22 protein-coding genes and 2 pseudogenes are annotated in these 22,018 nt (G+C 67.9%); 10 read left to right on the forward strand and 14 right to left on the reverse strand.

The genetic code is table 11. The features are described 5' to 3' along the window. Nucleotides 1-158 precede the first annotated feature (158 nt). Nucleotides 159-1,094 carry a terpene synthase gene (locus tag JD77_RS00885; protein WP_145772613.1) on the forward strand — a complete coding sequence of 312 codons (936 nt, stop codon included), beginning with the start codon at nt 159-161 and terminating at the stop codon, nt 1,092-1,094. Nucleotides 1,095-1,188: 94 nt separating this feature from the next. After that, nucleotides 1,189-2,088: an SMP-30/gluconolactonase/LRE family protein gene (locus JD77_RS00890; RefSeq protein WP_145772614.1), complete on the forward strand. Its 900-nt coding sequence runs from the start codon at nt 1,189-1,191 to the stop codon at nt 2,086-2,088. An 86-nt stretch (nt 2,089-2,174) separates the two neighbouring features. Here JD77_RS00890 and JD77_RS00895 read toward each other — a convergent pair whose 3' ends face one another. After that, nucleotides 2,175-2,648: an integrase core domain-containing protein gene (locus tag JD77_RS00895; RefSeq protein WP_211372452.1), complete on the reverse strand. Its 474-nt coding sequence runs from the start codon at nt 2,646-2,648 to the stop codon at nt 2,175-2,177. On the opposite strand from JD77_RS00895, the gene JD77_RS00900 reads away from it, so the two are divergent. Continuing rightward, a complete protein-coding gene (locus tag JD77_RS00900; protein WP_145777361.1) occupies nt 2,595-3,728 on the forward strand; it encodes an IS701 family transposase in 1,134 nt (377 codons plus the stop codon). The two genes, JD77_RS00895 and JD77_RS00900, sit on opposite strands and share 54 nt — an antisense overlap. 130 nt (nt 3,729-3,858) lie before the next feature. Here JD77_RS00900 and JD77_RS32685 read toward each other — a convergent pair whose 3' ends face one another. Further along, nucleotides 3,859-4,398 carry a hypothetical protein gene (locus JD77_RS32685; RefSeq protein WP_211372453.1) on the reverse strand — a complete coding sequence of 180 codons (540 nt, stop codon included), beginning with the start codon at nt 4,396-4,398 and terminating at the stop codon, nt 3,859-3,861. Then, nucleotides 4,395-4,625: a hypothetical protein gene (locus tag JD77_RS32690; RefSeq protein WP_211372454.1), complete on the reverse strand. Its 231-nt coding sequence runs from the start codon at nt 4,623-4,625 to the stop codon at nt 4,395-4,397. The genes JD77_RS32685 and JD77_RS32690 overlap by 4 nt, the downstream gene beginning before the upstream one ends. A 115-nt stretch (nt 4,626-4,740) precedes the next feature. On the opposite strand from JD77_RS32690, the gene JD77_RS00910 reads away from it, so the two are divergent. After that, a complete protein-coding gene (locus JD77_RS00910) occupies nt 4,741-5,028 on the forward strand; it encodes an NUDIX hydrolase (protein WP_170286340.1) in 288 nt (95 codons plus the stop codon). Nucleotides 5,029-6,788: 1,760 nt separating this feature from the next. Here JD77_RS00910 and JD77_RS00925 read toward each other — a convergent pair. Then, nucleotides 6,789-7,175 (reverse strand): hypothetical protein, encoded by a 387-nt coding sequence (locus JD77_RS00925; RefSeq protein ID WP_145772616.1) that lies wholly within the window; start codon nt 7,173-7,175, stop codon nt 6,789-6,791. Nucleotides 7,176-7,680: 505 nt separating this feature from the next. On the opposite strand from JD77_RS00925, the gene JD77_RS00935 reads away from it, so the two are divergent. Further along, entirely contained in the window at nt 7,681-9,129 is a 1,449-nt protein-coding gene (locus JD77_RS00935; RefSeq protein WP_170286341.1) for an IS4 family transposase, read from the forward strand. Nucleotides 9,130-9,190: 61 nt separating this feature from the next. Further along, nucleotides 9,191-10,107 (forward strand): IS5 family transposase gene (locus tag JD77_RS00940; RefSeq protein ID WP_425463587.1). Its coding sequence is split into 2 segments (ribosomal slippage): nt 9,191-9,595 and nt 9,598-10,107, totalling 915 coding nucleotides; the frame shifts between segments, so codons are not numbered across the junction. 299 nt (nt 10,108-10,406) lie between these two features. Here JD77_RS00940 and JD77_RS00945 read toward each other — a convergent pair. Next, on the reverse strand, nt 10,407-11,600 hold the full coding sequence (locus JD77_RS00945; RefSeq protein WP_145772619.1) for a helix-turn-helix domain-containing protein: 1,194 nt from the start codon (nt 11,598-11,600) through the stop codon (nt 10,407-10,409). A gap of 173 nt (nt 11,601-11,773) precedes the next feature. Between JD77_RS00945 and JD77_RS00950 the strand changes: the two genes are divergently transcribed. Then, nucleotides 11,774-12,040, forward strand: coding sequence for a hypothetical protein (locus JD77_RS00950; RefSeq protein WP_029538344.1), 267 nt, complete (start codon nt 11,774-11,776; stop codon nt 12,038-12,040). A gap of 32 nt (nt 12,041-12,072) precedes the next feature. On the opposite strand, the pseudogene JD77_RS00955 reads toward JD77_RS00950, so the two are convergent. Continuing rightward, nucleotides 12,073-13,354: pseudogene (locus JD77_RS00955) on the reverse strand (tyrosine-type recombinase/integrase). Next, a complete protein-coding gene (locus tag JD77_RS00960) occupies nt 13,344-13,535 on the reverse strand; it encodes a helix-turn-helix domain-containing protein (RefSeq protein WP_091460394.1) in 192 nt (63 codons plus the stop codon). The pseudogene JD77_RS00955 and the gene JD77_RS00960 overlap by 11 nt, the downstream one beginning before the upstream one ends. A gap of 239 nt (nt 13,536-13,774) precedes the next feature. Between JD77_RS00960 and JD77_RS00965 the strand changes: the two genes are divergently transcribed. After that, nucleotides 13,775-15,019, forward strand: coding sequence for an IS110 family RNA-guided transposase (locus JD77_RS00965; protein WP_145772620.1), 1,245 nt, complete (start codon nt 13,775-13,777; stop codon nt 15,017-15,019). 11 nt (nt 15,020-15,030) lie between these two features. Here the strand turns inward: JD77_RS00965 and JD77_RS00970 are convergent, their stop codons facing one another. Genes JD77_RS00970 through JD77_RS00980 form a run of 3 tightly spaced genes read right to left on the reverse strand, consistent with a single transcriptional unit; the run spans nt 15,031 to nt 18,124 of the window. Then, the gene (locus JD77_RS00970; RefSeq protein WP_145772621.1) at nt 15,031-16,344 is read right to left on the reverse strand and encodes a replication initiator; all 1,314 of its coding nucleotides are present in this window, start codon (nt 16,342-16,344) and stop codon (nt 15,031-15,033) included. Continuing rightward, nucleotides 16,344-17,804 (reverse strand): FtsK/SpoIIIE domain-containing protein, encoded by a 1,461-nt coding sequence (locus tag JD77_RS00975; protein ID WP_145772622.1) that lies wholly within the window; start codon nt 17,802-17,804, stop codon nt 16,344-16,346. The genes JD77_RS00970 and JD77_RS00975 overlap by 1 nt, the downstream gene beginning before the upstream one ends. After that, a complete protein-coding gene (locus JD77_RS00980; RefSeq protein ID WP_145772623.1) occupies nt 17,801-18,124 on the reverse strand; it encodes a hypothetical protein in 324 nt (107 codons plus the stop codon). Before JD77_RS00980 ends, JD77_RS00975 begins: the two co-directional genes overlap by 4 nt. 155 nt (nt 18,125-18,279) lie before the next feature. Between JD77_RS00980 and JD77_RS00985 the strand changes: the two genes are divergently transcribed. Continuing rightward, nucleotides 18,280-18,852: a GntR family transcriptional regulator gene (locus JD77_RS00985; protein ID WP_145772624.1), complete on the forward strand. Its 573-nt coding sequence runs from the start codon at nt 18,280-18,282 to the stop codon at nt 18,850-18,852. A 457-nt stretch (nt 18,853-19,309) separates the two neighbouring features. On the opposite strand, the gene JD77_RS00990 is transcribed toward JD77_RS00985, so the two are convergent. The 4 genes from JD77_RS00990 to JD77_RS01005 form a co-directional block, all read right to left on the reverse strand. Continuing rightward, on the reverse strand, nt 19,310-19,720 hold the full coding sequence (locus JD77_RS00990; protein ID WP_246140477.1) for a hypothetical protein: 411 nt from the start codon (nt 19,718-19,720) through the stop codon (nt 19,310-19,312). Further along, entirely contained in the window at nt 19,717-20,076 is a 360-nt protein-coding gene (locus tag JD77_RS00995; RefSeq protein ID WP_211372455.1) for a hypothetical protein, read from the reverse strand. The genes JD77_RS00990 and JD77_RS00995 overlap by 4 nt, the downstream gene beginning before the upstream one ends. A gap of 183 nt (nt 20,077-20,259) precedes the next feature. Then, nucleotides 20,260-20,733 carry an NUDIX domain-containing protein gene (locus JD77_RS01000; protein WP_145772625.1) on the reverse strand — a complete coding sequence of 158 codons (474 nt, stop codon included), beginning with the start codon at nt 20,731-20,733 and terminating at the stop codon, nt 20,260-20,262. Further along, on the reverse strand, nt 20,730-21,452 hold the full coding sequence (locus tag JD77_RS01005; RefSeq protein ID WP_246141183.1) for a helix-turn-helix domain-containing protein: 723 nt from the start codon (nt 21,450-21,452) through the stop codon (nt 20,730-20,732). The genes JD77_RS01000 and JD77_RS01005 overlap by 4 nt, the downstream gene beginning before the upstream one ends. A gap of 271 nt (nt 21,453-21,723) precedes the next feature. Here JD77_RS01005 and JD77_RS01010 point away from each other — a divergent pair. Further along, a pseudogene (locus tag JD77_RS01010) lies at nt 21,724-21,971 on the forward strand (flavin reductase). Nucleotides 21,972-22,018: the final 47 nt, after the last annotated feature.

The following is a 22,018-nucleotide window of genomic DNA, read 5'->3' on the forward strand; positions in this document are numbered from 1 at the left end:
GTCGAACGCAGGACGGACGGTTCCCGTCGCTTCGGTGGTGCGGAGTCGGCGAGGTGCTGTGTTCCCACGCCAGGGCACTGAACTACTGCTCCGTCCGGACGCGACGATGACGGGGTGCCGGCTGCACTGTGACACCGCACCACTGAGAGGGTCAGCCCATGACGACCGCGCCGTTCGACGATCTCCCCTCTCCCGCGCAGTGCACGCCCATCACGCTCCTCGCCCTGCGGGTGCTAGCAGACCTCCGCCGGTGGACTGCAGCGTTTTCCCTGCCCGACACCCCGGTGGAGGCGATGGCCATGACCGCGGCGACCATCAGCCCGTGGCGGAGTGCCGACGACCTGCGCCTCACCACGCGGATGTACGCGTGGACCTACGCACTGGACGACGAGGTCGAGCGGGAAGTCACCGACCAGGCCGACCTGGACGCACTGCTCGGCCACTGCGCGGAGATCGTCCGCACCGGGCGTTACGACGGCGTGCACCCCCTCCTCGTGGCACTGGCCGCGTGGCAGCGGGAAGTGAACGACCTTTCCGTCCACCCTCGACTCTCAGACCTCTGGGTTGCCAAGGTCGACCTGGCGTTGCGGGGCGTCCGCTACGACTGGGTCACCGGGCGGGCCCGCTCCGGAGGCCAAGCCGTCGGCACCGACGTGCGCGAGTACCTCAGCCACGCGGACAGCATCCTGGTTTGGGTGGCCAACTTCGGCCGCTGGGTCACCCTGCCCGCTCCGGAGTTGCTCGGCGAGCTGGACACGCTGGTGTCGGCCATGGACGACCTGGTGGTCGCCGTCCGCTTGGCCAACGACCTCGCCACCTATTCCTGGGAACGCGTCGATCACGGCCAGAACAACGTCCTGATGTACGACGTGACGCCGGGTTGGGTACTTCGTGAGATGCACGCCGCGGCGGATTCCGCCCGGCGGCGCCTCGCGGAGCTCGTCGCCGGCGGTTTCGCGCCCGCAGTGGAGATAGTTCGACAGTTGGACTGTGCGCTCAGCTTCTACGCCCTCGCGGACTTCCGGGGATGGGGGTCGGACGTGCCCGTCGGGTCCGGGGCGGAAACTCGCCGGGCGGACGGTGAAAATCGCTGAGAAACCGGGAAGGGCGCGTCCGCAAGCGGGCGCGGGCGGTTAACATCGACTTCAACGACCACCATTTCCTGTGCAGCCCGACCGGAGAGCGACCATGACCGGATCTCAATCGGCCGAAACCGATGTTCTCCAGCAAGGCTTCACCTTCCTGGAGGGCCCGCGGTGGCACGACGGTGAAATCTGGGTGTCAGACATGGACGGTCTCGCCGTGCACGCCGTGGACGTGGCGGGGAACGTCCGGACCGTGACCGAGGTGCCTGGGCGTCCGTCTGGTCTCGGCTGGCTGCCGGACGGGCGCCTGCTCGTGGTCTCCATGGCGGACCGCGCGATCCTCCGGCTGGATCCGGACGGGCTCACCGTGCACAGCGACCTCTCCGCGCTGGCGGCCCACGACCTCAACGACATGTGGGTCGATCGCGACGGCCGGGCCTACATCAGCGAGATGGGGGTCGACATCGAGTCGTTCCTGGCCGCGAACTCACAGGCGGTGACGAAGGGCGACATGGGCGCGCTCGCCACCGCGGACGTGCCCACGGCGAAGCTGTTCCGCGTCGACCCGGACGGATCCGTCGCCGAGGTGGCGGCGGACCTGCGCTTCCCCAACGGCGTCACGGTCAGCCCGGACGGCGAGCAGCTGGTCGTCGCGGAAACGCTCGGCCAGCGGCTGTCCGTGTACGACCTGCGGGACGGACGGCTGGCCGGCAGGCGAACGGCATCTCTCGGATTCCTGCCGGACGGGATCTCGGCGATGGACGAGGAAGGGTGCGTCTGGGTGGCGAGCCCGTTCACCAACAGCGCGGAACGGGTCACGCTCGACGGCCAGAGCGCGGGCCGAGTCCGCAGCGACCGAATGGTGATCGCCTGCGACCTCGGCGGACCGGACGGGCGAACGCTGGCCCTGTGCACCGCACCCGGCGCCGATCGCACGGCGACCGTGCGCGAGTCGCGGCTGGAGACCGCGGTGGTGAGCATCCCGAGACGGGTGGTGCCGTAAGAGGTCCTAACAAAATGATCAACGTGGTGGCGTGTACGGTGCCAAAACTAGATTCCGGCTGCTCACCAGCGGGTTCAAGGATTCGTTCAGGCGGCTCGATGGTACTCGTTGATGATTCCTCCCAGCCGCCGTCGGCGTCGAACGACGCCGTCGATCGGCACGGCGACGCCCGGGTCATGGTTGGGTGGCACCTGTCCGTGGCCTTGGTGCGGCCGGTGATCATTGAAGTGTCGGACGTATTCGGTCAGTACCGTCCTGGCGTGCCGTTCGCCGTAGATGAGGAGGTGGTCTGTGCACTCCTCGCGCATGCTGCGGCCCCAGCGCTCCACGAAACAGTTCGCCCTCGGTGTGCGCGGCGGCGTCTTCACCACCCGTATGCCGTCTGCGGTCAGGACCGCGTCGAAGGTCCGCCCGTACTTGGTGTCGCGGTCGCGGATTAGTACTGCAACGGCGGGTCGTGGCTTCGGCTGCTGATCGTTCGTTGACTGGTTGTGGTGGATGCGCAGTTGGTCGGGTCGTGGGATGCCGGGTTGGAGGAGTTGTTCTTCCGGTTCTCGCATCGGTTTACTCGAGTGGAGCCGCGGCGGCGGGCGTGGGCGTATGTGCGGGGGTTGCTGGCGCCGTTGGAGCGGCGCAACGGCTGGACCCTCGCGGAGCAGGCTGGGCATGTCTCGCCGGACGGGTTGCAGGGCATGTTGTGCAGCGCGGCGTGGGACCGGGACGCGGTCCGCGATGACGTACGCGACTACGTCGTGGAGCAGATCGGCGATGCGGCCGGGGTGCTCGTCGCCGACGAGACCGGGTTCGTCAAGAAGGGCCGCGCCTCGGCGGGGGTCCAACGGCAGTATTCAGGCACGGCGGGCAAGACGGAGAACTGCCAGATCGGCACGTTCCTGTGCTACGCCACGAGTCGGGGCCGGGCGTTGATCGACCGGGAGTTGTACCTGCCCAAGTCGTGGACCGGCGACCGGGACCGGTGCCGAGCGGCGGCGATCCCGGATGAGGTCGAGTTCGCCACGAAGCCGCAGCAGGCTCGGGCCATGCTGGAGCGGGCGATCACCGCCGGGGTGCCGTTTTCGTGGTTCACCGCCGACGAGGCCTACGGGCAGAACCCCGGCCTGCGGGGCTGGCTGGAGGAGCAGGACATCGCGTATGTGATGGCCACCCGATGCGACGACGAGGTGCCCTCCGGGTTGCATACCACCACCCGCGTCGATGAGCTGATCGCCAGAGTACGTGCGGGCGCGTGGCAGCGGCTGTCGTGCGGCGATGGCGCGCACGGACCACGCCGCTACGACTGGGCCCGGGTGCCGATCCGCCGCACCTTCGCCCACGGCCGCCGCGGCTGGGTCCTGGCCCGACGCTCGATCAGCGACCCTAGCGACATCGCCTACTACGTCTGCTTCGGCCCCCGCGGCATCCGACTGCGGGAACTCGTGCGGGTCGCCGGTAGCCGTTGGTCGGTGGAGGAATCGTTCCAGACCGCGAAGAACGAGGTCGGCCTGGACCAGTACCAGGTCCGCCGCTACGACGCCTGGTACGGCCACATCACCCTGGCCATGGCCGCTGCCGCGTTCCTCGTCGTCACCCGCGCCCGCGAAGCCGCAAAGGGGGCACCACCGGCAGCGAGGGCAGCCTGATCCCGCTGAGCAGCAACGAGATCCGCCACCTGTTCGCCCACCTCGTCCTGACCATCCGCCACCACGCCAGCCACATCCTGCACTGGTCCAACTTCCGCCGCCTACGCCAGGAACAAGCCCGAGCCGCCCACTACCGCAAACGACTCGAACCGCCATAAGTCACGACCCGCCGTTGCAGTATTAGGAACCGGAAGTCGTTGGTGCGTTCTCCGAGGTCCATGAGCAGGTTGCGGGCCTGCTGGGTCACCCATGCCTGGGTCGGGTGCTCGGTCACGCCGAGCAGGTGTACCCGGCGGGTGGCGATCTCCATGACGACCAGCACGTACAGCCGGCGCAGCCACACGGTCTCGACGTGGAAGAAGTCGGTGGCCAGCAGACCGGTGGCCTGGACGCGCAGGAACGTCCGCCAAGACGTGTCGGTCTGGCGGGGTGCGGGGCCGAGGCGGCCACGGGCCAGGATTCGGCGGATGGTGCCAAGGCCGACGCGGTGGCCCAGTCCGAGCATCTCGCCCTGAATTCTCTTGTGGTCCCAGCGGGGGTTGTCCCGGGCCATCCGGCGGATGAGCTCGCGGATCTCGTCGCTGACAGGCGGTCGGCCGCCGCAGTGGGGGTAGGTCCAGCGGCGTTGGACCAGCCGGGGGTGCCAGGCCAGCAGGGTCGCCGGGGTCACGATCCGGTGGATGCGGACCGCGCGGGGCAGGCGGCGGGCCAGCGCGGACAGGATCGCCCGGTCTGGCCAGGACAGTCGTGGTCGGCCGTGGGGACCTGACGGCGCAGCACCGCGACCTCGTGGCGCAGGGCCAGCAGCTCCGCGAGCACCGCGCGGTCGCTGCGCGCCGCGAGGAGCAGACCGTCGAACAGGCGGATCGCGACCAGATAGATCAGCTGGAAGACCATGACCACGAAGGTGCCTCATTCCCATGAAGCCCCAGCTCACTGCAGGTGCGACAGGTATTGGCACCGTACAGGCTCGCATTTCCGCACCGCATGGCTCATCGAATTGGATGGCCGCATGAGGATTCCGCCGCTCGCGTTCAGACTACTCTATCGCACCCGTAGGGTGTACTGGCAGATCGCCAAACCGACTACCTACGGCGTGAAAGCGCTGATCATTCACCCGGTCGACGCTAACCGAGTGCTCCTCGTCCAACACAGCTACGGCGACCGATCCCTGTGGAGCCTGCCGGGAGGCGGATACAAGCCAGCCCGGGAGACCCCAGAGCAAGCGGCCAGGCGTGAGTGCATCGAGGAACTGGGCGTCGAGTTGGACTCGTTCGCCCTTGTGCTTAGGAACGTGTGACCAGCAGCGGGGGCAAACGGGGACACCTGAGGATTATCCGTCTGCACGCGACCTCGGACAAAATCAGCCCCAATGGGGAGATATCCGAAGCCCGATGGGTAGCCGTCGACCTTACGGACCTACCTGACAACCCAACGGTCTCCAAGTGGGTGCGTTCGGCCCTAAAAGCACATGGACAGGCCTGAACTCAATCTTTCACCCGTGCGCGACGTGGGCGAGGTGGTGGGATTCGCCTTCCTCGCGGCTGACTGCTTCGCGCGGTCGCGGTGCCGCGACCTGCGGGGTTCCGAACCCGGTCATGGTGGCTGACCGGCCAGATGCGGTGCCCGACAGGGAATGCCGGCACCATCGTTACTCGCGTCGCTCCACCTGATCTGCCTCGTGTTCTGCCGGATCGCCGGCTGGCTGCCCCTGCTCGCTCGGGCCACCGCAGCCAAGGACCTGAAGATTCTGGTCCTGCGCCACGAGAACGCGGTCCTGCGCCGACAGAACCCCAAGCCTGGGACTGGGCCGACCGCGCCGCCGCTCGCCGCCCTGATCAGGCTCCTATCCCAGGCGTTGAAGGCCCATCGGCTCGTAAACCCAGCCACAGTCCTTCGCTGGCATCGGCGGCCGGTCGCCCGCCGCTGGACGTATCCCCACCGGCTCGACGCCCACCAATCGAACCCGCGCTGGCCGAGCAGATGGCGCAGGGCAACCCGGGCTGGGGCAACCAGCGGATTCAAGGAGAACTGCTCGGCCTTGGCCACCGAATCAGCGCGTCCACCATCCGCCGGACCCTCGAACGACTAGACATACCACCAACACCGGTCCGCCGCGACCACACCACCTGGCGACGATTCCTGCGCACCGAGGTCACAGACCGCATGCTCATCTTCGGCGAACGGCATCTGCGCCGCACGCTCGATGGACAGCAACACAGAACATGCCCCTTCTGTCCGAAATCGTCTACCGTTAAGAGGTCCAGCAGCTACCACAACGACGCCGGTGCAGTACACCTACCAGGCAACTCACAGCGGAGGCAACCAAAATCGGCTCGGCAAACCACCCGAGTCAAGGGTTCCAGCAGCGCCTCACACGCCACCATATCGGGCGAGATCAATAAAATGAGGGCTCCCACAAGTCGCTGACCTGCGGAAACCCTTTCGCTGTCGGGACGGCCGGATTCGAACCGACGACCCCTTGACCCCCAGTTACATAACAGTTGTGTCACGCCATGTCAGACCATGCCGATAAGTGCGAAATTCAGGACAGTCCGACAGTGGACGACACCGCGACGCCGGCTCATGCCGGGCCTTTCCCTCCCCGGGCATCAAGCCTGTGACCAGGGCCGTGACCACAGCCAGTCAAGTGCGCAGGCTGCCGTTTAATGCCAGCCAAACAAGGTTGGCCAGGATAAACCAACCTTCGAATGCGATCCACCTGGCCTTTCTCGTGTGGTGCTGCCTTGCCTCGTGAACTTCTATCGATGTTGACGGTGACGGCAACCTGGGGAAACAACCGCGACCGGCGGCGGCCGAAGCATCGACGGACGCGCTATCCAAGGTACGGGATGTCGCGGAGCTGGGTGTGGTGGTGGAGGCGGACGGTGTCGTGGATGGGGTGGTCGAACTCGGCGGGGTGGGTGAAGCGGACGTCAGCCGCCTGGTACGCCCTCCGCCCATCGAGGAGTCGAGGCCGTCGCTCCGTTTCGGGGTGGCGGCGGTGTCGCGTTGAAGCTCTTCTCGATCAGGAACGCCGGCGGCGTCCAACGGCCCCGCTCAGTCAAGGCGTGCGCAGACCACCCACAACTCGTATTCCTCTGCCGTTACCCCGCATACGACATCCCCGACCAGGGACATTGCGACAAACTCCGGCTCGCCCGGATTCGGACCGAGGGCGTCGAGCACCAGTGGCCCATCTGGCAGCCGAACCACCACCCAACCCCCGTCGTCATCCTGCCTCGTCAGGCTGATCAGCAAGGTGCCATCGCCACTCGCCAAGCCACGCTCGTGCACCAATCGGCGCCACTGGCGCTCCACCTGTTCCACTGCATCGTTCGCGGTAAGTGCGACCGACCATTCGGGCCGGGCCAGCGAACTGACGATCGGCTTCCAGGCCGCCTGCTCGGATGCCAACCCTTCCGCTATGTCAGATGCTTCGAGCACCTGGAAACCGGCCGCTCTCAAACGACTTCTAATCACTTATATGCCATTCATTCTCGATTTAGCAGCCCTTACTCCCGGTAGTACATGTGGTGTGACCCCCCGATTGCGCCGTAGCGCTCATATTCTTTGCCACCACCCCAGCCAAAGTCGACTCCCGACTGGCTCGGATTACCCTTGGGCTGCCCAGCGTGGAAGTGGGCATAAGGAGCATTCGGATCATTGGTGTGCTCCACAATCAAGCGTGATCCTACCCCGTCCATTTCGTGCTGCTCGTAATTGCCGTGCGTGCCCGGGTTGTCCTCGAACCGGTACCCCTCCTGTCCTCGGCGGGCCCGGTCACCGCCAACCTCCCAACGGAGATCGGGCTCCCTGTCTAGGGCCAAGGCCGGGTAGTTAGGCGGCGGGCGTGGCTGTCAAGCCGATGGGCCCGGGGGCGGTAAAAGCAACGGAACTCCGGTAGAACTGGCGGTCGACCAAGATCCACCGTTTCTGCCCGGGAGTTCCGTTGCCGGATCATTCTGCCCTGTCCCGCACTGTGGCCGCCATCACCCGCACTGTCCGGGTCGCGGCGGGAGTGTTCGCCCCGGGCCATCTCGGGGAACTCACCTCGATCGTGCCCTTTGAACTCGTCGATGCGGTGCTGGCCGAGACCGGTACGGTGCAGGCAAGACTACGGAACCTGCCGTCCCGGGTCGGGGTGTACTTCGTGCTGGCGATGTGCCTGTTCCCGGAGGTCGGCTACCGGCGGGTCTGGGCCAAGATGATCGCCGGGCTGGTGGGGCTGGTCGTGGTCGTCCCATCGGGTAAAGGGCTACGTGACCTGCGCCGCCGCGTCGGTCCCGCTCCGGTGAAGGCCCTCTTCGAGGTCCTCGCCGGGCCTCTCGCGCAGCCACACACTCCCGGGGTGCGGTTCGGCCGCTATCGCACGGTGTCCTTCGACGGTTGTACCTCCCAACGCACCGCCGACACCGCCCGCAACCGTGCCTGGCTCGGCAAACGCACCGGAAACGGCTACCCGGCGGTGGAGTTGATGACGCTGGTCGAGACCGGCACCCGCGGCATGCTCGGTGCGGTGTTCGGACCGACCGCCGAGGGCGAGACCAGCTACGCCAGCAAACTGCTGCATCTGCTGGATGCCGGCATGCTCGTGCTGTGGGACAAGGGCTTCGACTCCAACATGTTCCTGACCGCGGTCGCCGGCACCGGCGCCCAATTCCTGGGCCGGCTGCGCGGCAACCGCCGCCTGCCGGTCCTGGCCCGCCTCGACGACGGCTCATACCTGAGCGTCCTCAACCACGTCCCCGTCCGGGTCATCGACGCCACCGTCACCGTCACCTGCGCCGACGCCACCACCTACACCGGCGTCTACCGCCTCGTCACCTCCCTGCGCGACCCCCGCCGGCACCCGGCACACCGCCTGGTCGAGCTCTATCACCAGCGCTGGGAACACGAATCGGCGTACTACGCCCTGCGCCACACCATCCTGCACGGACGAATCCTGCGCTCCGGCGACCCGACCGGCATCCAGCAGGAACTGTGGGCACTGCTGACCGTCTACCAGGCGCTGCGCACCGCGATGGTCCACGCCACCGAAACCCGGCCCGGGACCGACCCCGACCGGGCCAGCTTCACCATCGCCCTGCACACCGCCCGGGAACAACTCACCAACGCCGCCGACGTCCTGCCCGAGAACACCGACCTCACCGGCGCTATCGGCCGCGCCGTCCTCGCTGAACTCCTCCCACCACGCCGAGCACGCACCAGCACCCGCCGCGTCAAATCACCACTGTCCCGCTACGCCAAACACCCACCCGGCAGACCCACCACCAACCAGAAGATCACCAACCTCGCCATCACCATCCACGACGACACCACCGAACCACTCCCACCACCCACACCATCCCCACCCCGCAAACCCCGCAAACCCCGCTTGACAGCAGCCGCAACGCCCTAACTACCCGGCCTTGTGTCTAGGGCGTGTCTCGTGGATCTTCGGGGCGGGTTTTGGTAGATAGATTGGCGTGTCTCGACGGCATGAGTTGACCGATGACGAGTGGGCGCTTCTGGCGCCGTTGCTGCCAGCGGATCCGCCGCGTGGGGGCCGATGGCGTGACCATCGGACGACGGTCTCGGGGATCTTGTACCGGGAACGTACCGGGATTCCGTGGCGTGACCTGCCGGAGCGGTTCGGTCCGTGGAAGACGGTCTACCAGCGCAAACGCAGGTGGGCGATGGACGGCACCTGGTCGCGGATCTGCGCGGCGTTGCGGATCGACTACGACGCCGAGGAAGGCGACGAGTGGACGGTCGGAGTGGACACCTCCTCGATCCGGGCGCACCAGCACGCGGCGGGTGCGCGGCACGCCTCAGCGGCTGATCACCCGAAAAGGGGGAAGCCGCCAGGGACGAAAAGGGCGGAAGGGAAGCCCTCGGCCGGTCCCGTGGCGGGTTGACCACCAAGCTGCGCCTGGCCGCTGACCGTCGTTGCCGTCCGATCGCCCGGCACACCACGTGCGGGCAGCGGGCCGACTGTACCGGCTTCACGCAGGTCATGGCCGCTATCCGGATTCCCCGCCGGGTCGGCCGGCCGCGTATCCGCCCCGGGCATGTCCTGGCTGACAAGGCGTACAGCTCGAAGGCCATCCGTTCTCACTTACGCCGCCGCGGCATCAAGGCCACGATCCCGATCAAGGCCGATCAGGCGGCCAACCGTCGCAAGAAGGGATCCCGCGGCGGCCGGCCACCGACCTTCGACCGGGAGCGCTACAAGCAGCGCAACACCGCTGAGCGGGCGTTCAACAAGCTCAAGCAGTTCCGGGCGGTCGCGACCAGGTACGACAAGCGCGACTACATGTACCAGGCCACCGTCGACATCGCCACGATGAAGATCTGGCTACGTGACCTCACCCAAGATCGACGAGACACGGCCTAGGGGCACGCCAGCCCTGGCGTGGGCAGCCGCGCGAGCCTCGGACCGCGTGTCGAAGGTTTGATTATCCGGTCCGCACTTCTTGTTGTTGTTGTGCACGAGGACCGGTTCGTTGCCGGCGAGTACATAGTACGTGTGGCGTTGTTACGGCGGCTGCGGCGATGTCATGGCTTCGGTCTTGGCAGGGAGCTGGGCTTTCACTCAACCACCTGCCGACACCTCATCGATGGTCGGCGATTTTGACAGCAGTCGTGACAGCAACGTGGGCGGATGTCGGGCTGAGCGCGGCGTCGGTCGGCCGTCTACTCGGTCGATCGTCTCGTGCTGGTTGCGTGCCTCTTCTGTGCACGGCGGTCGATGAGGCGGTCGACTGCGGTGATGCGGCGGTGGAGGCGTGCGGACCCGGTGTCGATGGCGGTGGCGTCGATGCGGTGCAGGACCTCACGGGCGGCGTCGAGGTTGCCTGCTCTGGCGTGGCCTTCGGCGAGCCAGGTTTGGTAGAGGGCGACTTCGCGGGCGTGGTCGTGGTTGTAGCCAGCGAGGGCTCTTGTCAGCAGGGGTTCTGCGGTGGCGGGTTGGCCGAGTTCGATGAGGCAGCGGGCGGCCATGACGTCGATTTCGGTGCGGTTGAGCCAGTACACCCATTCGGGTTCGACCAAGCCGTCGGAGCGCTGGTCGTAGACGTCGTTGACGGCGTCGAGGGCGCGGCGGGTGGTGTCGGTGTCGCGAAGGCGGGCGGCGGCCCAGGCGAGGCGTTCCAGCAGCAGGGCCCGCACAAGTGGACTGGCATCGGGGACACCGGTGACGGCGGAGCGGGCGATGAGCAGCGCGTCTTCACGTTTGCCGACGTTGGTGATCTGGTAGGCGAGGCTGGACAGCAGTTGCGCGCCCAGCGCCCTGTCTCCTGCCGATTCGGCGGCGGTGACGCCGGACAGGTAGAGCCGTTGGGCGTCGGGGTAGCGGCCGGCGTCGCTGGCGACCCAGCCGGCGAGTTGGGCGAGTTCTCCGATCACGGTGTAAAGCCGTTTACCGGCGGCATCGGTGTAGGAGGCGGTGCGGGCGAGGTGTTCGGCCTGGTCGAGTTCCGTGCGGATGACGGGGAGCAACATGCGGCTGCCGACGGTGTCGTCCAGGTGCCGAAGTTCGATCACCCGGGATTCCAGCGTCTCGATGAGCCCGGTGCCGATACGACGGCCGGCGCGTAGCTGCCTGGGGACGGGTGGGTCGCCGATGAGCCATTCGTGGGTAAGCCGGACCGGGTCTGATGGGGTGCCGATCGGCACGCCGAGGGCGTGTTCGTAGCGTTCGAGGACGTCGGGGGTGGCGGGGCGGCGGCCGGTTTCGACGAGACCGAGATAGGGCTTGCTGAAGTGGGTGAGCGCGGCCATGCCGGCAAGGCTGTGCCCGGCGGCCTCGCGGGCGGCCCGCAGCTTCGCGCCGAGGTCGGCGGTGTCGGGTGTAGACGGGGGAAGACCCTGCGGTGGTTCCATGGTCATCTCTTTCCGCTGATCCTGGTGGCAGGCCCAGCGGGGACGTGCATCGAGTCCGGACCTGGCTGGTGCTGTTCCGGGAGGGCCGGGACGGGCACGAAGATCGGCATTCTTCATACCCGGGTGCGTGCCCGGCCCTCCCACCGTAGACCACGTACGTTCCGGAGGGTTGAGCAGCGATGTCGATGCACCTGCCGGTTCGCCCGGCCTGGACCTGCGCGGGGTGTGGGCAGGCGTGGCCGTGCCTTACCCGCAAACGTCAACTGTTGGCCGAATTCGCCGGGGCGCGGGTGTCGCTGATGCTCTACCTGTCGCGGTTCTTCGTCGAGGCGTGCGTGGACATGCCGGCCACCACGTCGGGGACCCTGTATCGCCGGTTCTTCACCTGGCCGTACGAGCCATCCGACGGCCGCCACAGTAGCGAGAGCGCCCCGCCGGGGCGGTGATCCCGGCGGGGGGCGTTCTCGGTTGGTCGGGTTCAGTCGTCGGAGCCGTTGTCGGGGTCGTCGTCGGGCTGGTCGGATTGCAGCGCCTGGTCCATGGATTCGACGGCGTGGCGTTGCAGGCGGAGCCGGACGTGGGAGTAGATGTCGGCGGTGGTGTGGATCTGCACGTGGCCGAGCAGGTCCTTGATCGTCACCAGGTCCACGCCCTGTTCAAGCAGCAGCGTGGCGCAGGTGTGTCGCAAGTCGTGGAACCGGATGTAGCGGACGTCGGCGAGTTCGCAGATGGCCTGGTGGTGGCGGTGCACCGCGGCCGGGTCCATCGGCCCGCCCGTGCTGGTGGTGAACACGAGCCCGGTTTCGGTCCAGTCGTCGGCGGCCTCACGCCGGTCGATGTCCTGCCGTGTGCGGTAGCGCTTGAGCGCGGTGATGCAGTCGCGGGGCATGACGACGCGCCGTGCGGAGCGGTGGGTCTTGACTGGTTGGAAGGTGGGGCCGCCTCGGGTGCGGGCCAGGGTGCGCCGCACGTACAGGTGGCCGGCGTCGAGGTCGATGTCGTCCCAGCGTAGGCCGAGCAGTTCGCCCCGACGTAGTCCGGTGCGTAGTGCCAGTTCGAACAGGGGGCCGTGGCGGTGGTAGGCGGCGGCGAGGAGGTAGCGGCGGGCCTCGCCGGCGGTGAACGGTTGGAAGTCGCTGCGCGGGGTGGGTAGCCGTACCGAGCTGGCGACGTTGCGGCCAAGGAGGTCTTCGCGGACGCCGTCGGCGAGGGCGGCCGAGAGGACTGCCCGGATGTAGCGGACCGTTGCCGGGCGGATGTGCTTGCGGCAGCAGTTGCCGATCGCGCAGCAGCGCGGCCGGCGGGCCTTGACCGGATGGTCCGGGTTCCGCTTGGCGTCCCAGCCCTGCGCGCAGCACTGGCACACGCCCGGAAGCCGGTCAAGGAAGGTCCGCACGTCCCGGACCGTGAGCGTGCCGAGTTTCCGCGCGCCGAGACCGGGGATCAGGAACCGACGGACCAGGGATTCGTAGGTGACGTACGTGGTGGCCCGGAGCCGGTGCCGGGCCAGGCCGGTCAACCACGCGGTCAGGTAATCGCCGACGGTGAGGTTGGGGTCGGCGGCCACGACCAGGCCCCGGTTCGAGTCGGCCAGCTTCTCGGCAAGCTTGTCCGCCGCCTGGCGGCGGGTGGCGCCGTAGACGTAGATGCGCTTGCGGCTGCCGTCGGCGGCGAGGACGTAGCCAGCGCCGCACCAGCGGCCATCGGCCATCGGCCCGCTGGAAGATGGTGCCTTCGCCGTTGGCCTTTCTACCGGCCATGGTCGGCCTCCTTGTTCAGTGAGTCGAGGTAGCCGGCCAGGGACCGGGCCGGGATGCGGCGGCAGCGGCCGATGCGGACGGAGTGCAGCCGGCGGGAGCGGATCAGGTCGTAGACGGTGTGCCGGCCGACTTGCAGACGGGCCATCACGTCGGTGACGGTCAACAGGTCGGGGCTGCTCATTGGTGCACCCTTGTCTCACTCGAGCTGACGTTGGTTCGAGTGCACCGGTGACCGTCGGGCCATCGCCCAGCTCGCTCGACCTTCGAGGTCCAGCGTGAGTTCTGCGAGGCCCGGCGGCCCGGGACACCCCGACTGGCAACAGGGCTATGCGCCATCGAGCGCCGCTCAATGAGCGACCGGCAGTGGTGTCCCGGAACCGCCAGGTGCTTCCCCACTGGTAGCGCAGCGGAGAGGCAACTATGAGTGTGACCGACACCGCCGCGTCGGCGCGAGGGAACTCGGCCGGGGTGGACTGGGCCAAGGACGACTACGCGGTCTGCGTGGTCGACGCCGACGGTGAGCCGTTGGAGCGGCTGACGCTGAAATACACCAGGACCGGCCTGAGACGGCTGATCGACCTGCTCGACCGGCATCGGGTGGACGCGGTCGGCATCGAACGCCCGGACGGGCCGATCGTAGATGCGTTGCTGGCCGCCGAGGCGACCGTGTACGTGATCCCACCCTCGCAGGTCAAGGCACTGCGCCGACGGTACGGCTCGGCCGGGAACAAGGACGACCGGTTCGACGCCTACGTCCTGGCCGACACCGTCCGCACCGACCGGCGCCGGCTGACCCCGCTCGTGCTGGACAGCGAGACAACCACCGGGCTGCGCAAGCTGTGCCGCGCTCGCAAAGACCTGGTCGCCCACCGCATCGCGGTCGCCAACCAGCTGCGCGCCCACCTGGCCACGGCGCTGCCGGCCACCGTCGAGCTGTTCAACGAGATCGACTCGTCGATCAGCCGGCAGTTCCTGACCCGGTTCACCACCCAGGACGCCCTGGACTGGCTGTCGCCCAAGCGCCTGGCCGCCTGGCTGAAGAGCGTGAGCTACTGCGGCCGCACCGACCCAGCCGTGCTGCACACCCGCATCAACGCCGCGCCTCGCGGCGCCACCGGCGACTACGGACAGACCCTGGCCGGCATCACCCGCGCCTACCTCGCCACCCTGGCCGCCATCGTGGCCCAGATCGACACCCTGAACCAGCAGATCACCGAAGCCCTCGACCTGCACCCCGACCGGGACATCTTCACCAGCCTGCCCCGCTCCGGCACCGTCCGCGCCGCCCGGCTGCTCGCCGAGATCGGCGACGCCCGCGGCCGGTTCCCCACCCCAGCGTCCCTGGCCTGCCTCGCCGGCGTCGCACCCTCGACCCGCGAATCCGGCAAAGTCCGCATCGTGACCTTCCGCTGGGCCGTGGACAAACAACTGCGCGACGCCGTCTGCGACTTCGCCGGCGACAGCCGCCACGCCAACCCCTGGGCCGCCGACCTCTACCAACGAGCCCGAGCCCGCGGCCACGACCATCCCCACGCGGTCCGTATCCTGGCCCGCGCCTGGCTGGACATCATCTGGAAATGCTGGACCACCAACACCCCCTACGACCCGGACCGCCACCGAGCCCTCCAACACCTGCTCAAACAAGATCATCAAGTGGCGGCTTGACACAGGGCAACTCACGCGTCCTCCCCGAGTTGGCCGGTGTAGCGCCAGTCCCCGACGGCGAGCAGGTCGGTGGTCAGGTCGACACCGACAGCGGCGGCGTGTCGGGTCAGCCGCCACCGGCGCCGTTCACCGCGTAGCGCGGCGAAGGTAGTCGAGTAGGCCAGTGACTTGCTGGTGACGTGGCCCCGGTAGCCGAGCTGGTGCGCCCAGCGGCGCAGCCGCAGCCCTCGCAGTTCGGGCAGTCCGCCGAGCCGCCAGCAGGTTTCCACCAACAGGCGGCCGTGCGCCGGGAGCTGGTCGAGGCTGACGCCGGGACTTCTGCCGGTGCCCGAACACACCCGGCACCAGAGTCGGAGCCCGTCGCCGGGGCGTAGGCCGTCGCCTCGGCAAGCGCGGCAGAACAGCGGCGGCAGGTCGACGCCGACGGCCTCGGCGGTCTTCGTGGCGTACTTCGCCACATACCGGGCCACCACCACATCCCCTGCGGGAAGCGGCTGGATGTCAACCTGCCGGCCCCACCGCAATACAGGCCCGCCGACCACCGCTGGCATGGGGACGGCGACGACGGGGACCGCCCGGCGGATCGAGCTTTCCAGCACGTCGCTGGTCGCCCAGGTCGGCGGCGGGGTGGGCAGGCCGTCCGGTCCGTCGAGCCGGACGATCGCGTGGAAGTGGACCACTCCCCGCGCCTGGAACTCGGCGACCTTGGCGAAGGCCATCCGGACCTGCCGGGCCGCCTCGCGCCGGGACAGGCCAGCCACGGCGGCGAGGGTGCGGCGCGCCTCGGTGGTGAACCGCGCCCACAGCATCCCGGCGTGGGCGTTGAACAACACCTGCCCCGGATAGTCATAGCCATCCGACTCAAGCGGGGTGCCGATCAGCGGATCGTCCGGCAGGTGCCACCGGCCGCAGCCGGCCCCGGCGGGGTGACAGGGACGAAGGACGCCGCCCCGGCTCGGGGCGAGGTGCACCGGCCCGAACGACGGCGCGGTCACCGTCACGAACACCCGCGGCCGAGGTACGCCACCTGCCGCCTCGGTGGGCTCGTCGCGGAGCCCGGCGGCGATCAGGTGGAAGGCGTCGAGCTTGTACAACGTCGAACACGCCGGACACCGCGCGGCACGCCGGTTACGGCACCGCACCGTGATCGTCTGCCGGTCGCCGGTGTCGGCGAGGACACGGCCGGTGCCGGCCTCGACCAGCAGGCCACGCCCGGTCAACCGGATCGGATGCCGGCATACACCGACCCGGCCCTCCACCTCCTGAGCGGCGGCGATGCGGAGCAGGGCGTCGAGGTCGACTCCGTGAGGGGTGGATGGCATCATCAGCGCAGCTCCTTCCCACTCGTGGAAGGGCTGCTTGCGGGGAGAGCGGCGGAGTGTTCTTGGCGGAATGAGCCGCCGCCCTCCCTGTCCTGGCCGCCGGGACGTTCCGCCCTGGCGGCGTCGGCGAGTAGCCGCAGCGGATCGCGCACCAGATGCGCGGTGTCCGCCGCGATCCGGTCAGCGGCCTCGTCACTGACGTACGGGGTGCGGACCAGCGTGAACCCGGGCCGCCCTTCGGCCACCATCGAGGCAACCCCGATGTAGGCGGGGTCCTGCAACCGGCGCGGATGCTCATCGGGGAAGCCGGTGATGTCTGAGCCGAGCACCGCCGTGGCAGCCTCGCTTGTGCGCTGCGCGAAACTGACCGCGACCTGGCAGTTGTCCCGGATCTTCGTCGGGATCGCATCCCCGGTCGCCTTCTGCGTCGCCAGGATCACCTGGATACCGACGTTACGGCCTTTACGCACCAGCTCCTCCACCAACCGGGCCGTCTGCCGCGCCAGCGCATCGCGTTTCTTCGATTCGACGTCGGTGCCCTTGGACTCGTTGAAGAACGTGTGCGCCTCATCGATCACCACCACGACCAGCGGCCACGAGGCAGACGGGCCGAGATGCCACACGTTCTTCACCCCGAGCACCGCCCGGATACAACGCTGACGGCCCGTCATCAGCTCATGCACCCGCGCCAGATGATCACGGACCTGCTCCGGGTCGTCCTTCGCCGACAGCCACGCCCGACGGAACAAGTCGTCGTAGTCCGGGCCGCCCTTGCCGTCGATCAACACGAACTGCACCGCCGACGACGGTGCGAGTTGACAGAACCGGGCGTTCAGCAGCGAGGTCTTGCCGAAACCGGCCAGCCCCGCAACCACCACCCCGGAAACCCCGGACGAGCGGATGGTGACCGGTTGGCCATCAGCGTCAACGCCCGCCGACCACGTCTCCAGGTAGTCAACGGTGGCGGCCTGCCCATCCCAGACCGTCGGTTGGGTCAGCGGGTCGACCAGCAACGCCCGCAGCCGAACCAGACCGGGACGGACCTGCGCTACCCGGACCTGCGGCACCCGCCACGCATCGGCGAGATGCCCGGCCGCGTCCTGGAACTCGACCAGACCGAGCCGGCCGACCGTGGCCACGTCCACCTCGACACCCCACCGCCGCGCCCGCACCCGGACCGACGGAACCAACTCCCGCCGCACCACCACCGTCTGCGGCCGAGACGACCACAACGGCGGACGGATGCGTTCGGTCTGGACCAGGCCCACCCGCACGGCGGTACGCCGCCTCGTCCACCGGATCCGCCAACCGACACGCAACGCCCGCCGGATCTCGGCGTCGGCCAGCAGATACCGCACCAGATGCGCGGCCAACCAGACGACCACCACGACGGCCGCCGCGCCCAGCAGCACGGCGGGAACCACGGTGAGCAGCCTCAGCTGAGCCGAATCGATCATCGTCATCCAGGCTTCACCGCCGTCAACGCCGACGCGCGGAAGATCTGCCACGGCCGGCCGTTCTTCTCCCCCGCCACCAACGTCAGCCCGGACGCCTTCACCCACTGGCCGACCGCGAGGTCCTTCGGCACCGACGGCTGCGGCACCGACACCCGCAACACCTGCGGGGTCCCGCCCTCCACCGTCAGCGCCAGGGGCACCTCCACCAACGGCGCACCCGTGGCGCGGTCCGTGGCGGCAACCCCGTTCTCCTTGTCCTTGAACTGCGGTGTCGCCGCAGCGAGCACCAGCAGTCCCCTACCACCGTCAATCGGCAGTACCAACACGAGCGTTCTCCTTCGGTCGCCCACCACACCCCAACGGCATGGTTACTAGGCTTCCTAGGTTTCACGTGACAATCGTGATCTAGTCAAGGGGTTTGACCCAGGAATCTTGGGTAGCCCGTGTAGCTCAATCAGGACAAGACGACTACGATCAGCTCATGCCGCACGACGCCGACGACCGACGCGCCCTGTTCCAACGGGTCGTCGACGACATCGTCGACCAGATCCGCACCGGCAAACTCGCCCCCGGCGACGTGCTCCCCACCGCCCGGCGCATGGCAGACACCTACGGCGTCGCCTCCATGACCGCCCAACGCGCCCTACGCGAGCTGCAACACCGCGGTCTCACCTACGCCGTCGTCGGCAAAGGCACCTTCGTCCACCCCCAAGCACCCGAACGCATCGGCACCGATGCCGACGGCCGGCCCATCGCCGCGACCACCCAGACGCCGGCCATCAGCGACAACCCGGCACTCAACCGGCGCCTCGCCCTCTACCTCCTAAAACGGGAGCGCATCAGCGGCAAGATCGTCGACGCGTTCATGAACAAGGACACGGCCGCCGCCTGGCAAGCCACCGAAGAACTCGCCACCCTCCAACAGACACACACCGACCTCGCCGACGACCTCGCCGCCTACGAAGCCAACCTCGGACGAGCCGCCGGCACCACCAGCAGCGCCCCTGCCGCCGACAGGCCAGCAGTGAAGCGACGCCGCAACCCCAAGGCGTAGCCCAGCAGCCCCGCCACCGACGGAGCCACTGGGCTAAGAACTGCTTCACCAGATCAAGACGGCCCGGCTGACGCCGGGCCGCGCGCCCGCGCTACAGCCTTCGGCCCGCGCGCACGCGGCCGCCGCGAGCGGAGCGGCCAATCGACGCCTCCCAGCCGACGCGATCAAGGCCGTGACGATCCCTTCACGGGCCAACCACGGCGATGGGTTCCGGGGATCGACGCCACGGCCGCTACGCGCCGTGCCACCGGAGCCCTGCGCCGGCAAGGTGTCGCTTGAACGAGCTTCGCGCCTCGGAAGGACAACCCGCAGATTCATCGAGATACTTGCATGTATGCCAATTGCCTGACATCGACAGTGACAGCAACGCAGGCAAACGGCCGCACCCTTCAGCGCCCACCGCAACGACGAAAACACGTTCCGCAAGAGGGCTCAACCAAGCTGACGCCCCTCCTTATCACACGAGGTCGATGTTAATGCCGTAAGTCTGACTCAGCTCTTCAACCAAACGCGCGCCAGCGTAACTTACGATTCCACGATTCCACCATTCATCCATAGGGGCCCTTGGAAAAGCATCAGTGCGCAGGATTCTGCGGAACTCTTCATCTATTTCTAAGGCCGCCCGCCGGAGATCATCCAGTTCAGGAAAATGAGCAAGGGCCGATTCTCGCATCGCGCGCTCCAGGCCATCACGCGCCGTCAAATCGTTGAAATAGTCTTCAGCGTCACCTTTATAGCCACGGATACAGGACTCTACGAATCCCGACCATCGCGCCAGGAGGGCATCCGGCTCGCAGTCTCGCCAGCGCCCTGTGTCACGCATGAACTGGGCGAACACCTGGGCGAAGCTCGCATCTCGCGCCGTCATCTGGCAGCCTCGCGAGCGAAGTACGCCGCTGGGTCATCAGGACGGAAGTATGTAGTAATCACGTTACCTTGCCTAATTCCGACCCTGCCGGACGAGTCAAGTCGAATGATGGCTCCGTCGCTGCTTCGTACAGCCTGCCGCGCTCCCGCTGGGCAGGAATTGCCGCACATCAGCTTCTGCGCATCGGATACGAAGTCCTCGAATCCGCCGTCATAGTCATACTCTGGCATATCCGGCTTGCGCGTTGCATTGCCGGCATCATCGAGGCCAAGAACATGCTTGTCGTATTTCTCGTCAGCCACCCCGGGCTTGAAATTGCAGTTGTGAACGAGCACCGGAGTTTCGCCGGCCACCACATAGTACGTGTGGGATTTTCATCCCGTCACGCAATGTGACTTACGTTCTCATGGCGTTTCACCTGGCCTTTCGTGGGTGGCGTCTACTCGCCGCATCGAAATCTATCGGTGTTGACGGCGACGGTGACGGCAACCTGGGGAGACGTCCGCGCCCTTCAGTGGTCAGGGCATCGATGGGTGGCGTTATCCGAGGTAGGGGGTGTCGCGGTGCTCGGCGTGGTGGTGGAGGCGGAGGCGGACGGTGTCGTGGATGGGGATGTGGTCGAAGTCGGCGGGGTGGATGAAGCGGACCTCGGTGGACTCGTCGCTGACGGTCAGCGTGCCGCCGGTGACTCGGGCGAGGTAGGTGACGGTGAACTCTTGCCGCACCTCACCGTCGGCGTACGCGATGACGTGCGCGGGGTCGGTGTAGATGCCGAGCAGGCCGGTGATCTCGATGTCGAGGCCGGTCTCCTCTTTGACCTCGCGGACGGCGCACTGTTGAAGGGTTTCGCCGATGTCCATGGCGCCGCCGGGTAGGGACCAGTTGCCGGAGTCGGTGCGCCGTTGCAGCAGCACGCGGCCGTGCTCGTCGGTGACGATGGCGGCGGCGCCGGGGACGAAGCTGTTCGCGGTGGGTGCGTCCGGGTCGTGGTAGTAGTCGCGCCGGCCGGTCACCGGGTCTCCTTCGGGTAGGCGGTGGTGGTTTGCCAGATCTGTTCGAACTGGTCGGCGTGGGCGGCGAAGATGCCGTGCGGGGACAGTTCGCGCAGGTGCAGGGCGGGGTGTTGGTAGCCGCGGGCGCGGTACAGGTGTGGGGTGACGATCATCTGGTGGTCAAAGCGGAACACCGAGTTGTACAGGTGCACGGTGTGCAGGCCGATCTCCACCCCCGGCACGCCGTGGAGGGGTTCGCAGAAGTTGAGGGCGTTACGGATCCGGCCGGGTAGGGTGCCGCCGATCTGTTCGAGGGCGTCGCGTTCGGCGACGTGCGGGCAGTCGGGGTCGGCGAACGCGAGACGGACCCGGGCGCCGTTGGCGGCCTTGTCGGTGATGAGCTGCATGGTGTTGGGCAGCAACTCCAGGAGGAACGGGTAGGCGTAGCCGAGCAGGTCGATCCGCGTCGTGGCGCCGGCGAGCAGGGCGGCCCAGACGTGGTGAGGGATGTCGGCGCGGTGAGCGTAGGCGGCGACGACCTCAGCGGTGGCCTCCGCGCCCGGAGCCTGGTCGGGGCGAGTCTGCGGCCACAGGTCGGCTTCGGTCTCGCCGAGGGCGTCGGCAACGGCGAGGCGGGTGCGTTGGTGCGGGACGCGACCGGCGAGCCACCGGGTGACGGTCTTGACGTCGACACCGACGGCTGTGGCGAGGGCGGCCGGGTCGAGGTGGGCGCGGAGCATGGCCGCGCGGAGGCGGTGACTCATACCGACCCACGGTAGTGGACACGGCGGGACGCGCCAGGGTCGTGGAAGTGTCCGGCGTGGTGTCTGTCGGGACGTTGGGGTGCCCGAGGCTGGTTCGTAGGTTCAGCGACAGGGCCTCGCCGGTTCGCTTGCGGCAGTACGCCGGGCTGGCGGGTGCCAGGGGGGAAGGGGTTGCCGTCGGCCCTGGGAGTGGTCGGGTCGGGTGTCGGCAGTGGCCCCTTCCCCCTTCCAACGAGCCCGATGGGTGGTGGGGTTGTTGTCGGTGCATCAGCCGGTACGGCCGCAGTGGATCTGCGCGGGTGCGGGGCGGCGTGGCCGTGTCGGACCCGCAAGCGGCAGCTCGTGGTGGAGTTCACCGGTGCGCGGATATCGCTGATGCTGCACCTGTCGGCGTACCTGGTCCAGGCGTGCGAGGACCTGCCGCACACCCCATCGGGGGTTCTGCACGCGCGTTTCCTCGCCTGGCCACGCTCAGCGGCACTGCGCAACGAGTAGCGGGGCGCCCGACCAGGATCCTGCTCTGGTCGAGGCGCCGCGGGTCG

This window comes from Micromonospora olivasterospora (genome assembly GCF_007830265.1).
GTDB classification, from domain to species: Bacteria; Actinomycetota; Actinomycetes; order Mycobacteriales; family Micromonosporaceae; genus Micromonospora; species Micromonospora olivasterospora.

Coding starts and splice junctions, on each gene's coding strand:
- JD77_RS00885 (WP_145772613.1), top strand. CDS start 159: ATGACGACCGCGCCGTTCGACGATCTCCCCTCTCCCGCGCAGTGCACG.
- JD77_RS00890 (WP_145772614.1), top strand. CDS start 1,189: ATGACCGGATCTCAATCGGCCGAAACCGATGTTCTCCAGCAAGGCTTC.
- JD77_RS00895 (WP_211372452.1), bottom strand. CDS start 2,648: ATGCGAGAACCGGAAGAACAACTCCTCCAACCCGGCATCCCACGACCC.
- JD77_RS32690 (WP_211372454.1), bottom strand. CDS start 4,625: ATGGTCTTCCAGCTGATCTATCTGGTCGCGATCCGCCTGTTCGACGGT.
- JD77_RS00910 (WP_170286340.1), top strand. CDS start 4,741: ATGAGGATTCCGCCGCTCGCGTTCAGACTACTCTATCGCACCCGTAGG.
- JD77_RS00945 (WP_145772619.1), bottom strand. CDS start 11,600: ATGACCATGGAACCACCGCAGGGTCTTCCCCCGTCTACACCCGACACC.
- JD77_RS00950 (WP_029538344.1), top strand. CDS start 11,774: ATGTCGATGCACCTGCCGGTTCGCCCGGCCTGGACCTGCGCGGGGTGT.
- JD77_RS00960 (WP_091460394.1), bottom strand. CDS start 13,535: ATGAGCAGCCCCGACCTGTTGACCGTCACCGACGTGATGGCCCGTCTG.
- JD77_RS00965 (WP_145772620.1), top strand. CDS start 13,775: ATGAGTGTGACCGACACCGCCGCGTCGGCGCGAGGGAACTCGGCCGGG.
- JD77_RS00970 (WP_145772621.1), bottom strand. CDS start 16,344: ATGATGCCATCCACCCCTCACGGAGTCGACCTCGACGCCCTGCTCCGC.
- JD77_RS00975 (WP_145772622.1), bottom strand. CDS start 17,804: ATGACGATGATCGATTCGGCTCAGCTGAGGCTGCTCACCGTGGTTCCC.
- JD77_RS00985 (WP_145772624.1), top strand. CDS start 18,280: ATGCCGCACGACGCCGACGACCGACGCGCCCTGTTCCAACGGGTCGTC.
- JD77_RS00990 (WP_246140477.1), bottom strand. CDS start 19,720: ATGACGGCGCGAGATGCGAGCTTCGCCCAGGTGTTCGCCCAGTTCATG.
- JD77_RS01005 (WP_246141183.1), bottom strand. CDS start 21,452: ATGCTCCGCGCCCACCTCGACCCGGCCGCCCTCGCCACAGCCGTCGGT.